Origin of the sequence: Octadecabacter temperatus, assembly GCF_001187845.1 — a bacterium.
Lineage (GTDB): Bacteria > Pseudomonadota > Alphaproteobacteria > Rhodobacterales > Rhodobacteraceae > Octadecabacter > Octadecabacter temperatus.
Genome location: NZ_CP012160.1, coordinates 799,785 through 812,805, shown reverse-complemented (window position 1 = coordinate 812,805; position 13,021 = coordinate 799,785). Strand labels below are relative to the sequence as shown.

General features: G+C 56.5%; 10 protein-coding genes and 1 tRNA gene. 5 read left to right on the top strand and 6 right to left on the bottom strand.

Going from position 1 to position 13,021, the window contains the following annotated elements; all coding sequences use genetic code 11:
• Positions 1-515: 515 nt before the first annotated feature.
• Positions 516-1,424 carry a 3-dehydrocarnitine:acetyl-CoA trimethylamine transferase BcoG gene (gene bcoG / locus OSB_RS04205; RefSeq protein WP_049833808.1) on the bottom strand — a complete coding sequence of 303 codons (909 nt, stop codon included), beginning with the start codon at positions 1,422-1,424 and terminating at the stop codon, positions 516-518.
• A 77-nt stretch (positions 1,425-1,501) separates the two neighbouring features.
• Between bcoG and OSB_RS04200 the strand changes: the two genes are divergently transcribed.
• Complete coding sequence (locus OSB_RS04200; RefSeq protein ID WP_049833807.1) at positions 1,502-1,960, top strand: GNAT family N-acetyltransferase; 459 nt, start codon at positions 1,502-1,504, stop codon at positions 1,958-1,960.
• Positions 1,961-1,971: 11 nt separating this feature from the next.
• Here OSB_RS04200 and OSB_RS04195 read toward each other — a convergent pair whose 3' ends face one another.
• On the bottom strand, positions 1,972-3,012 hold the full coding sequence (locus OSB_RS04195; protein ID WP_049833806.1) for an aldo/keto reductase: 1,041 nt from the start codon (positions 3,010-3,012) through the stop codon (positions 1,972-1,974).
• A gap of 185 nt (positions 3,013-3,197) precedes the next feature.
• Here OSB_RS04195 and OSB_RS04190 point away from each other — a divergent pair, with 185 nt between their 5' ends.
• Positions 3,198-4,421, top strand: coding sequence for an MFS transporter (locus OSB_RS04190; protein ID WP_049833805.1), 1,224 nt, complete (start codon positions 3,198-3,200; stop codon positions 4,419-4,421).
• A gap of 147 nt (positions 4,422-4,568) precedes the next feature.
• Here OSB_RS04190 and OSB_RS04185 read toward each other — a convergent pair whose 3' ends face one another.
• Positions 4,569-5,237: an imm11 family protein gene (locus OSB_RS04185; RefSeq protein WP_049833804.1), complete on the bottom strand. Its 669-nt coding sequence runs from the start codon at positions 5,235-5,237 to the stop codon at positions 4,569-4,571.
• Between the two features lie 353 nt (positions 5,238-5,590).
• On the opposite strand from OSB_RS04185, the gene metG reads away from it, so the two are divergent.
• Together metG and OSB_RS04175 are read left to right on the top strand one after the other, a co-directional pair.
• Positions 5,591-7,303, top strand: coding sequence for a methionine--tRNA ligase (gene metG / locus OSB_RS04180; protein ID WP_049833803.1), 1,713 nt, complete (start codon positions 5,591-5,593; stop codon positions 7,301-7,303).
• A 103-nt stretch (positions 7,304-7,406) separates the two neighbouring features.
• Positions 7,407-8,198 (top strand): lytic murein transglycosylase, encoded by a 792-nt coding sequence (locus OSB_RS04175; protein WP_049833802.1) that lies wholly within the window; start codon positions 7,407-7,409, stop codon positions 8,196-8,198.
• Positions 8,199-8,310: 112 nt separating this feature from the next.
• On the opposite strand, the gene OSB_RS04170 is transcribed toward OSB_RS04175, so the two are convergent.
• From OSB_RS04170 to OSB_RS04160, 3 genes are all read right to left on the bottom strand, one after another.
• Positions 8,311-8,396 (bottom strand) — tRNA-Leu (locus OSB_RS04170).
• A gap of 49 nt (positions 8,397-8,445) precedes the next feature.
• Positions 8,446-8,997, bottom strand: a complete 552-nt coding sequence (locus tag OSB_RS04165) for a tetratricopeptide repeat protein (protein ID WP_049836038.1) — start codon at positions 8,995-8,997, stop codon at positions 8,446-8,448.
• 30 nt (positions 8,998-9,027) lie between these two features.
• Entirely contained in the window at positions 9,028-9,513 is a 486-nt protein-coding gene (locus tag OSB_RS04160) for an Lrp/AsnC family transcriptional regulator (protein WP_049833801.1), read from the bottom strand.
• 123 nt (positions 9,514-9,636) lie between these two features.
• Here OSB_RS04160 and putA point away from each other — a divergent pair, with 123 nt between their 5' ends.
• Entirely contained in the window at positions 9,637-13,011 is a 3,375-nt protein-coding gene (gene putA, locus OSB_RS04155; RefSeq protein ID WP_049833800.1) for a bifunctional proline dehydrogenase/L-glutamate gamma-semialdehyde dehydrogenase PutA, read from the top strand.
• Positions 13,012-13,021: the final 10 nt, after the last annotated feature.

Sequence of the window (13,021 nt, the reverse complement as noted above, 5' to 3'; positions counted from 1 at the left end):
GTTATCCGTCCACCCATTCCGTTGCAGGTGGTTTCTTCTACCATCGTCACCCCAAAGGGTTCTGGCAAGGGCGTTTTAGCACAGGACGCTAGGGCGATCACCCAGACAGCGCCCAACGCAGAAACCAGCCTCATAAACAAATACCGGGAATCAACGTCCCAACACTGTCAAAATAGTCCAACCCACAAGAGTCTCGTACCGTTTCTCGCGAACATTGTCCGGTGACGCCATCTTCGTTGGCAAGGCACATTCCGTCGCACTGGTTAGCTGCAGTGCAGGTCTGACCGGCATCGTCAAACGTAAAAAAACAGATCTCGGTGTTGTTGACGTTTCGGGACACTTCACCCCCCGTCGCGAGGCAAGCAGCGCGTTGATCTTCCCCCATCTGCCCGACGTCAAGCAGTTGACAGGCAGCCAAGAGAAGCAATGAACAAATACATAGTCTAATCAAAGAAACATTCCTCGCTATCACGCAGTCCAGAATTTGACGCCGCTCAACCACGCATCCTTGGAAACTAAACGGGCGCGCGCTTCACCAGCCCCAGCTTTTCACGTACTTCAGCTGGGCCAATGACCCGTGCACCTAGGTTTTCAATAATCCCATGTGCGCGCTCAACCAGTTGCGCGTTGGTCGCCAACACGCCCTTATCCAGCATCAGATTATCCTCAAGCCCGACACGCACATTGCCGCCCGCCAGCACGGACGCAGCAACGAATGGCATTTGTGAACGCCCAAGACCAAAGGCGCTGAACGTCCACTCTGGTGGGACGTTATTAACCATCGCCATAAACGTATTCAAATCATCCGGTGCGCCCCAAGGAACACCCATGCAAAGCTGAACCAAGGCATTCGGTTCCAAAATCCCTTCGGCCACCAACTGCTTTGCGAACCAAAGGTGACCAGTGTCAAACGCCTCAATCTCTGGCTTCACGCCAAGGTCCGTCATCATCTGGCCCATCGCACGCAACATGCCAGGCGTGTTGGTCATTACGTAGTCAGCCTCGGCGAAGTTCATCGTACCGCAATCAAGCGTACAGATTTCGGGTAAACATTCCGCGACATGGGCCACACGTTCCGTTGCGCCAACCATGTCGGTTCCCGCTACTGTCGGCAGCGGCGCTTCCACGCCACCAAAGACAATATCGCCACCCATGCCAGCAGTCAGGTTCAACACCACATCAACATCCGCTGCACGAATGCGATCGGTCAATTCACGGTACAAATCCAAACGGCGGCTCGGCACACCACTTTCAGGATCGCGCACATGGCAATGCACCACAGCAGCGCCCGCCTTGGCCGCATCTATCGCGCTATTGGCAATCTGTTCAGGTGAGCGCGGCACATGCGGGCTGCGATCCTGCGTGCTCCCCGATCCAGTGATGGCTGCGGTAATAAAGACGTCGCGGTTCATGGTCAAAGGCATGGGAATCTCCTGTATTTCGCCTGAACCCTAGACGCGCGATCTTGACAAGCAAGTCCTCAAAACGCCCTTTAAGCCCCATGACCGACATTTCTTTTGCGACCCGCTCAGACCTCCCTGCGATCTATGATATGATTTGCGCGTTATGCGCCTATCATGGCGATGAAGCGCAAGTTGGATTGCTTCAGCTTGATGACATCTTTTTTGGCACATCTCCCACGGGTACCGCATTAATTGCCAAACAAGGCGACACGCCTTTGGGCTACGCGGGTGTAACCTCGGCGACGGCGATTCACGAACGACGACCGCGCCTCGATATCCACCACCTGTTTGTGATTGAATCTCACCGCGCACGCGGCATCGGCAAATCCCTGATCACGGCCGCCAAGGCCCATGCCATTTCCGTCGACGCCCTTCGGCTGACCATCGGCACGGACCCCGGAAACGAAACCGCAATTGCAGCGTACCGCGCTATGCCCGACCTTGAGGAAATCACAGGCAGCGGTCCACGTTTCGCGATTGACCTAAGTCCAACCTGAACGCTGGGGCGCTAGAACGGCATCGGATGCGCACGGTGGGCAACGTCGATATCCGCCAAACACGCCTCAGTCAGCTCAATATCTTTGCCTTCCAACAAGTACGCCAGTTGCTCTGATGTGGTCGCTCCGAAAATCGCACTGACCTTGAACGGGCGCGAGCGTTGGAACGCCATCGCCATATGAGGCAATGACAGCCCATGCCTTTCAGCGACTTTTGCATATGCATTCACTGCCTCAAAAGCGCGCTCAGTTACGCGTCCGCCAAGTTGCGGACCGAAAGTCATGCGCGACCCTTCTGGTACGGCCCCATTCTGATATTTCCCCGTCAAAAGCCCCGTGGCCAACGGCGAATAAGAGAAACACACAACATCTTCGTTCACCGACATTTCAGCAAGGTCGGTATCATAGTGGCGATACAGCAACGAATATTCATTCTGAACAGACGCCAAACGCGGCGCGCCCAATTCTTCGGCGACATCGATCCACTTGGTCACGCCCCAGGCGCTTTCATTGGACATCCCAAAGGCGCGAATTTTGCCAGCCGCCTGCGCTTCTTTCAGCTTCTCCAAAACGCCGCCCATGTGATCCAACGTTTGCTGGCGGTTCTGTTTGCTTGGGTCGTACAACCAGTTCTGACGAAACGCGAAGGATCCGCGCATGGGCCAATGAAGCTGATACAAATCGATGTAATCCGTCCCGAGCCGCTGAAGGTTGCCGTCCAGAATGCGCAGGATATTTTCACCGCTATAGCCCTCGCCGCCACGGATCATCGGGCTATCGCCACCCGCTTTGGTGGCCACCACAACGTCCTCGCGCCGCCCTGACTTTGCAATCCAATCCGCGATGCATTTTTCGGAATTGCCAACCGTCTCTTTTCGCATCGGGTTCACCGGATACATTTCCGCCGTATCCAGAAAATTGATCCCCGCGTCCAAACACATATCAATCTGGCGATGTGCATCCTCGGCTGGTGTTTGCGTTGAAAACGTCATCGTGCCGAGGCACCAATCGCTGACGGAAATGCCTGTGCGGCCAAGCTCGATCTGTTTCATAGCATCCTCGGTTCTATTTGGGGCAAACCATACCCCCCGACAATCGAGGCACAACCCATTGAACCCGCGCTTGGAATTCCTATGCCCCCTGTTTCAAACATTTCACATGCTTCAAACAGCACTTTGCGACACAACACGTCGATTTACCCCTAGCACTCGCCACGGGTTCCAGCGTTTATAACCTCATGCGAATGATCATCTCCTTTGCGGCGCTGTTCCTATCCGCCCTTCTGTTGCAGCTCTCATCGGGGGCTGTTGGCCCTCTTGATGCGCTGACGGGGTTGGGCAGCGGGTTTAGCACGGGTCAGGTCGGTTTTCTGGGCTCCATGCACTTTGTCGGCTTCTTTGTCGGCTGCTGGTGGGCTCCGCGCCTGATGGGGAACGTCGGCCATTCGCGCGCCTTCGCTGTTTTCACAGCTATGGGCGCGATTGGCATGGCGGGGCATATCCTTGTGTTCGACCCGACCGCATGGGCGTTTTTGCGCGTGATGTCAGGGGTTTGCATTGCTGGCTGCTACACGGTCGTCGAAAGCTGGCTGCAGGCCAAAGTCACCAATGACAACAGGGGTCGCGCCATGGGCATGTACCGTGTTGTCGACATGGGTGGCAGCCTGATGGCGCAGCTTTTGATCGGCAGTTTGGCCAGCATGGAAACCTATATCGCCTATAATTTGCTGACGATCCTATGCTGTGCTGCGATGCTGCCCTTGGCGCTCACCCGCGTTCCCCAACCCGAAACCCCAGACGCACCGCGCCTACGTCCAAGCCTTGCATGGCGCATGTCGCCACTTGCGGTTGCTGGCGTTCTGGTTGCTGCCCTCTCTGGCGCGTCGTTTCGAATGGTCGGCCCAATCTACGGCCAAGAAGTCGGCCTCGCCGCCAGTCAGATCGGCCTGTTCCTCGCGGCGTTTGTCGCGGGCGGAGCGGCGGCGCAGTACCCCGCAGGCTGGCTCGCCGATAAGTTTGACCGCCGTTGGGTTCTTATTTGGCTGTCCGTCGCGTCCGTTTTGTCCTGCGCCGTAACCGTTGCCGCCTCAGGCCTCGGCACAGTCGGTGTAATGGCGAGCGCGGCCTTCTTCGGCTTCACAACGTTCCCCGTCTACTCGGTAGCTGCATCCCACGCCCACGACTTTGCAACCTCAGAGGAACGGATCGAACTGTCCGCCGCGCTGATGTTTTTCTACGCCGTCGGAGCGATTGCCGCCCCGTGGACGACCTCGGTCCTCATCGAACTCTATGGCCCCGCCGCGCTGTTCTATTTCATCTCACTTGGCCACATCGGGCTTATCATCTTCGGCCTCAGCCGCATGCGCGTACGCGAAACCCGCGAAGACAAAACCCGCTACATCTATGCCCCGCGTACATCCTTTACGATTGGGCGGCTGCTGGGCAAGTCGCGGGATCGGTGAGGTCAAAGGTCCGCTTTGAGCCCAATTTACCGGATTTCTGCGATACAGCTAATGTCTGCTGTCTCGTCGCTTTTGCGAATGAGGTGGTGAACTTGAACCGATAATTCTGAGAACGAAAATGACATTTGTTAATCCAAAACTAAAAAATTATACGATCTGGGCGCGTGCAAGGCGGAAGTCGGCGTCAACACCGGCATCTCTCAATGCTTGCGCCAGTGAATCACTTATAAAGAACGTTCCGTTGAAATTTGGCTCAATCCAGACATGAGCGCCCCCAAGCGCATCCGAGGTCACACCAACCGCGTCGTCGGGTATTCTAGACTTAGCACGCCGAGAGCTAATGTCTTGCGGGTTTTCCAAAGCGGCAGCCGCGTTGTCCGGATTTGAAAATCGAAATGCGTTCTTTGGGTTTGCTGGAATCAAAATATAAACAGGTTCATCAATCTTGGTCGCCCCGCCAGCTTCCATAAAATCAACTTCGTAGAACTGCGCTTCGCCCAAATCGAACTTTTGAAAAACCTCAATTGCTTCGTGGGCAATGCAAAAATAAGTTTGATAGAACATATTCGGAAGCCGACGGCCTTTTTCATCAGTCGCTGGTTTCTTCTTTGAACCGATCGTTCCATCGCCATTCAATTTATGGGCACACTGCATTTCCAGCGGCTTGCAATCATCAGGAAATCGGCCACCAGCTTCTTGGACCCTTTGCCAGCCATGAACGCGCTCTCTTAGGCTGACTTCAGGTTTCGTTACGCTGAACGCCCAACGATCTTGGGCCAAGGGGTCTGTGCGCACCCACCAAACACAATTACTCATCTTGCATATCCTTTGCCGACGTTTTTGCGCCCATCTTTTCCAAGGTCTCTTTATCGACCAAGCGGGTCACGATCTGCTGCAAACTATGTCGAATAGTCTGGATCGTCGAGTGGCAGAAAGTCCCGCACACGGGAAATCGAAGCACCCCGCAGCGAGCGTCCGCTTTGGGATTTCAGCCTGTCCCAAAAAGGACCGTTTTGGGAAACGGTTGCCAAAGCGGACATTTATGTACGTCTGGTGAAGGTCGGGTTTGTCCGCACACCAGACATTCCCAAAACTCAATTATCAACGCGACTAGCCCTTCGCAGCCCTGTCCGCTAAACCCCTGCCAACACCGCACGAACAGGACTCCCATGGCACGTCACCTCATCACTTCCGCGATTCCCTACATCAACGGGATCAAACACCTCGGCAATCTGATCGGCAGTCAACTGCCCGCAGACCTTTATGCACGCTACCTGCGCGGGCGCGGGGATGAGGTTTTGTTCCTGTGCGCCACGGATGAACACGGCACCCCTGCCGAGCTTGCCGCCGCCAAAGCGGGCAAACCGGTTGATGAATACTGTGCCGAAATGTGGTCCGTTCAGGCCAAACTCGCCGAAGGGTTCTCCCTGTCGTTTGACCACTACGGCCGCTCCAGCTCTGAGCAAAACCGCAAGCTTACCCAGCATTTTGCGGGCGTTCTGGCGGACAAAGGCCTCATTGAGGAACGCATGGAAACGCAAATGTATTCCCATGCCGATGGCCGCTACCTGCCGGATCGCTACATCGAAGGCACATGCCCGAATTGCGGGTTTGAAGATGCGCGTGGCGATCAATGCGACAACTGCGGCAAGCTGCTTGATCCGGTCGATCTGATCAATCCGCATTCCACGATCTCTGGGTCCACCGATCTGGAAATGCGCGACACAAAGCACCTCTATCTGCTGCAATCCAAGCTGAAAGACGACATCGATGCGTGGGTCGATAGCCAAACTGGCTGGCCTGTGCTGACGACCTCAATCGCCAAGAAATGGTTGCATGACGGCGACGGGTTGCAGGATCGTGGCATCACCCGTGACCTTGATTGGGGCGTGCCTGTGAAACGGGGCGACGAAGACTGGCCCGGCATGGAAGGCAAGGTTTTCTACGTCTGGTTTGACGCGCCAATCGAATACATCGCCTGTTCTCAGGAATGGGTCGATGCAGGCAAAGGCGACGATTGGGCACGCTGGTGGCGAACCGACAAGGGCGCAGACGATGTACGCTACACCCAGTTCATGGGCAAAGATAACGTTCCATTCCATACACTTAGCTTCCCAGCCACAATTATCGGGTCGGGTGAACCATGGAAGCGCGTCGACTACCTCAAGTCGTTCAACTACCTGAACTATGACGGCGGCCAGTTCTCTACGTCACGTGGGCGCGGCGTCTTCATGGACCAAGCGCTTGAAATTCTGCCTGCCGATTACTGGCGCTGGTGGTTGCTGTCGCGTGCCCCTGAAACCTCGGATTCCGAATTCACGTGGGAGCAGTTCCAAACCGACTGCAACAAAGACCTTGCTGATGTACTGGGCAATTTCGTGTCCCGCGTCACCAAATTCTGCCGCTCGAAATACTCCGAAGACGTCCCTGCCGGCGGCGAATGGGGAGAAGCCGAAACCAAGCTAATCGAAGACCTGCAAACGCGCCTTGCGTCTTACGAGGCCGCGATGGACGGCATCGAAATCCGCAAAGCCGCGGCTGAGCTGCGTGCGATGTGGGCCGCGGGCAACGAATACCTGCAAGCCGCAGCCCCTTGGGCGCTGTTCAAAACCGACCCCGAACAAGCCGCCGCACAAATCCGCCTCGCGCTGAACTTGATCCGCGTTTACGCCGTTCTATCCGCGCCGTTCATTCCAACCGCCAGCGCCAAACTGCTGAGCGCGATGAACACGCTGGATATGGCGTGGCCAAGCGACATGAACGCCGCCGTCAACGCCCTGCCTGCGGGCCACGCATTTACCGTACCGGACAATCTGTTCACCAAGATCACCGACGAACAGCGGGAAGAATGGACCGAGCGATTTGCAGGCAAACGCGACTAAACCCCATCGGCGGCACTCCGCCACTTGGTCGCGTTTTCCTGACTTTGCACCCGCTTAAAACCTGCTAACCTCCGGTTAACCTATATTTTACCGGAGTTTCCCCATGCGTTTCGTTCTTGCTGCTGCCTTTACCGCCCTCGCGGCCCCCGCTATCGCCGCCCCATGTGGCAACGACGCGTCGGGCTTTGGCGCATGGAAACAAGCCTTCGCACAGGAAGCGTCCGCAGCTGGCGTTGGATCAGCCGGATTGCAAGCCCTTGCAAACGCACAGTATTCCACATCAACGATCCGCGCTGACCGCAACCAAACTGGCGTGCGCTATGAGCTGAACGAATTCATCCGCATCCGCCTTGGATCCCTCGACAGCTTTGCCAACCAAATGCGCCGCGAGCAAAACAAAAACCCGAACTTCTACGCCTCACTTGAATCCGCATACGGCGTGCCAGCGGGTATCTTGTTGGCGATCCACGGTATGGAAACCGGATTTGGCCGCACCATGGGCAGCACGCCCGTTGTCGACAGCATCACAACCGTCGCCTACGACTGCCGCCGCTCGGCGTTCTTCACACCACACGCGATTGCTGCGTTGATGCTGGTTGACCAAGGCGGCCTTGGCGCAAACCAACAAGGGGCTGCGCATGGCGAAATGGGCCACACACAATTCCTTCCAGGCAACGCGCTGCGCTACGGTGTTGATGCAGACGGCAACGGCCGCGTTGATCTCTATTCTGTCACCGACAGCCTCGCCTCAACTGCGAACTTCCTGCGCCAAAAAGGTTGGCAGCCCGGTGCGTCTTTTCAGGAAGGCAGCGCAAACTTCCGCGTGTTGAACGAATGGAACGCTGCGACGGTCTATCAACAAGCGATCGCGCTTTCGGCCGCTCGCCTGCAATAAGCTAATAGAAAATCAAACATTAAGGCTCTCGCTTAACGGCGGGGGCCTTTCTTGTTCTCATGGTTAGACAAGGCTGCTTGTTAGAATTCGTTTTCGCTTTGCGAAAACGCGCTGGTACCCGCGGCCGGACTCGAACCGGCACGGCCGTAAGGCCAAGAGATTTTAAGTCTCCAGTGTCTACCATTCCACCACGCGGGCCAGCCCCCGCAACATAGGCAAATCGTGGTGCGCGTCCAGTACATATCGCCTATAGATCGGTCTCTAATTCCTCGGTCAGCAGCGCGCGCTCTGCGAGCCACGGATTGATCGCCAAAGCAGTGCGCAGAACCTCTTGGGCCGCATCGTCACGCCCCATTTCAATCAAGGTGCGCGCCTTACCTGTCAGCGCGCCCAAATGCAGCGGCTGCAAATCAATCGCGATGTCCAAATCCACCAAAGCGGCGTCAAAATCGAACGCCAAAAAAGCAGCATAAGCACGCTGGTTATATCCTTCAGCGTAATCGGGGCAGTATTCGACAAGCTCGCTCAACACTGATCGGCTAGCCAGATAGTCCCCGTAGCGTTGGTTCGCCAACCCTTCGTCCAGCATAGCTTGCGCCAAGGCGTCAGGCGCATCGAGCCAGATTTCCCACATCTCACCCGCCAGCTCTTGGGCGCGCCCTCTATCTGGAGCGAACTGCATCTGGTCCACGATGACCACCAACTCGTCGCTGTAATCCCGCCCGATCGGACAGTCTGCAGCTGCAGATCCCGCCAAAAACGACGCACCGATCAGGCTATAGGCGAATGCATGTTTCATACCCACAGGATGGCGCAGTTTGTTGTTTCGTCAACTATTGCCTTTCTGCGGCGCGACGGCCTCTTCTTTCACGGCCTGCATCGCGACATAAGTCGATGTGTTCGCTACATTGGGTAACGTCGATAATTTCTCAGCCAAAACAAGCCGATAACTCCCCATCCCTGCGGTGCGAACTTTCAGCAAATAGTCAAACGAACCCGCAATCAGATGGCATTGTTCAATCTCGGGGATCTGCGTCACTGCCTTGTTAAACGCCGCGAGCGCAGATTCGCGCGTGTCGCTAAGCTTCACTTCAACAAACGCCACGTGATCACGACCAAGCCGGATTGGGTCAAACAACGCGCGATACCCACGCACTACCCCCGTTTCCTCCAACCTTCGCAGTCGTGCTTGGGTCGGAGACTTAGACAGCCCAATGCGCTTCGCCAGATCAGTGACAGTGATTCTGCCGTCCACTGCAATAACGTCCAAAATCTTGCGGTCGAAACCGTCCAGATCAAAAGCATTTTCGACCATAAATCCTCCCAAATTTCAGTCAAAATGAATGTCCTAGAACATAAACACAGTTCAATTGACGTGTCATTTCCAAATATACTGGATCAAACACCTAATCGCAATTCAAGTAAATTGGAGCGTAACATGATCAAAAATGCAGGTCAGCATCTTCGCGCAAACATCGACAACGCATACCTACGCGACGAGGCGGAAACTGTGGCCGCGCTTGTAAAAGCCGCAAACCTGTCAAATGCGGATCGCGCTGCAATTGCCGCAAGCGGGGCTGATCTGGTCCGCCAAATCCGCGCGGCATCTGACCCCGGCTTGATGGAGATCTTCCTTGCGGAATACGGGCTGTCCACGGATGAAGGCATCGCGCTAATGTGTTTGGCCGAAGCCCTGTTGCGCGTGCCAGACGCCGACACCATTGATGCCTTGATTGAGGATAAGATCGCGCCGTCCGATTGGGGCACGCACCTTGGTAAATCCGCATCCTCATTGGTGAACGCATCAACTTGGGCGCTCATGCTCACGGGGCGCGTGTTGGATGATGAAAAGCCTGGGTTAACCCGCCACCTGCGTTCCGCTGTGAAGCGTCTTGGCGAACCCGTCATCCGCACCGCCGTGGGCCGCGCCATGCGTGAAATGGGCCGTCAGTTTGTGTTGGGCGAAGACATCACCAAGGCTATGAAACGTGCCGCCGGAATGGAAGCGATCGGATTTACTTACAGCTATGACATGCTCGGCGAAGCTGCCCGAACCGAGAAAGACGCAAAGCACTACCACCTCGCATATTCCCGTGCGATTTCAGCAATTTCAGACGCCTGTACCCATGACACCGTGGCCGAAAACCCCGGCATTTCTGTCAAACTTTCCGCCCTTCATCCCCGCTACGAAGAAGCCCAGCGCGATCGCGTCATGGCGGACCTCGTACCGCGCCTTCGATCCCTTGCGATGCTCGCGAAATCTGCCGGCCAAGGTTTCAACGTGGACGCAGAAGAGGCCGACCGCCTGTCCCTCTCGCTCGATGTTATCGAAGCTGTCGTCTCAGATCCTGCCCTCGCGGGTTGGGACGGGTTTGGAGTTGTCGTCCAAGCATTCGGGCAGCGCGCGGGCCATGTCATTGACTGGCTCAATGACCTCGCGATCCGCACGGATCGCAAACTTATGGTGCGCCTTGTGAAGGGTGCGTATTGGGATGCGGAAATCAAACGAGCACAGGTTCTTGGACTTGATGGCTTCCCCGTGTTCACCTCAAAATCCCACACGGACGTCAGCTATATCGCCAACGCCCGCAAGCTACTGGGCATGACAGACCGTATTTATCCGCAGTTCGCCACGCACAACGCCCACACCGTGGCAGCAATTCTCCACATTGCGGGCGACATGGATGTCGACGCGGATAAATACGAATTCCAACGTCTGCACGGGATGGGCGAAACGCTCCATAAACTCGTACTGAACGCCAACAAAACCCATTGCCGCATCTACGCGCCCGTCGGCGCACATGAAGACCTGCTCGCCTACCTTGTGCGCCGCCTGCTTGAAAATGGTGCCAACAGCAGTTTCGTCAACCAGATCGTTGATGAGGACGTCGCGCCAGAAATTGTTGCGGCGGACCCGTTCGGTGACATTGGCGACATACCAAACCTGCCCAAAGGCCCTGCCCTATTTGCCCCCCACCGCGCCAATGCCAAAGGCTGGGACATCACCCATCGCCCGACTTTGGACCAAATTGATCTGGGGCGTAGCCCCTTTAAACGGCATCAATGGTCCGCTGCACCGTTGTCATCCGCGCGTGGAAACGATGCAACTTCAAGCCCTCGCGCAGTTCTCAACCCAGCGGTGTCGAACGACACCGTCGGGCAAATCACATGGGCTTCACCCGAAGACGCGACAGCTGCAATCGGGGCCGCAAAGCCGTGGGACGCATCTGCGAATGATCGCGCCGTTGTCCTGCGCAAAATCGCCACCGCCTATGAGGACAACGCGACCGAACTTTTTGCGATGCTGCACCGTGAAGCTGGCAAAACAATGCTCGATGCCGTCGGAGAAATCCGTGAAGCCGTTGATTTCTTGCACTATTACGCAAACGAAGCCGAACAGAGATCCCCAACCCCACGCGGCATCTGGACCTGCATTTCACCTTGGAACTTCCCACTGGCAATCTTCACAGGCCAAATCTCAGCCGCCCTCGCTGCTGGCAATGCCGTCCTCGCCAAACCCGCAGAACAAACCGGCCTGATCGCCCACCGCGCAGTGCAATTGATGCTTGATGCAGGCGTTCCGGCAGACGTCCTTCACCTTCTCCCCGGAGGTGGCGACATCGGCGCGGCCCTCACCTCTGACGCCCGCATCAACGGCGTTGCGTTCACAGGCTCCACACCGACGGCCCTAAAAATCCGTTCAACCATGGCCGAAAACTGCGCCCCCGGAACGCCGCTTATTGCGGAAACGGGCGGCTTGAATGCCATGATCGTGGATTCCACCGCCCTGCCCGAACATGCCGTACGCGACATCGTGCAATCGGCGTTCCAATCGGCAGGCCAGCGCTGTTCGGCGCTGCGCTGTTTGTATGTGCAAGAAGACGTGGCCGACAAAGTCATCGACATGCTCAAAGGCGCGATGAACGAGCTGCACTTGGGCGACCCGTGGCACCTGTCAACGGACGTTGGCCCCGTTATCGACGAAGCCGCTCGCAAAGGCATCCAAGACCACATTGATACCGCAGCCGCGGATGGCCGCGTGCTACATGCCCTGCCTGTTCCTGACACAGGCACCTTCGTCGCGCCCACGGCGATTAAGGTGGACGGCATCGCAGACCTCACCCGCGAAATCTTTGGTCCCGTGCTGCATATCGCCACCTATAAATCCCAAGACCTCAACAAGATCATCGCTGACATCAACGCCACGGGGTACGGCCTGACGTTCGGTCTGCACACCCGTATTGATGACCGTGTTCAGCAGGTGGTCGAAGACATCAACGCGGGCAATATTTACGTGAACCGCAACCAGATCGGTGCTGTCGTTGGCAGCCAACCCTTTGGTGGTGAGGGTCTTTCTGGCACTGGCCCTAAAGCGGGAGGCCCGATGTATATGCCGCGCTTCGCTGCCTCTGTTGATTATCCAGACATCCCACCTGCCCCCGTTGATTTGCCCGGGCCAACAGGTGAATCCAACCGCCTGTCGACGCATTCCCGTGGTGCGATCCTGTGTCTCGGGCCGGACAAAAAGGCGCAAGCAGATAAAGTTCTGGACCTTGGCGGCACGCCGATGGTGCACGACGACGAGGTTTCAGATTCTGAGCTGCAAAAAATGCAGATTGCCGCTGCCGTCTGGCACGGTGACGTCGATGCGGCACGCGGCATTGAACAGGCGCTTGCCAAACGCACAGGCGCGATCGTTCCCCTGATCACTGAACCGATAAACGCAGGCCATGTTCTGCATGAACGCCACATCTGCATCGACACAACAGCGGCTGGCGGCAACGCAGCCCTTTTGGCCGAAGTCGGTGGCTGACAACGATAAC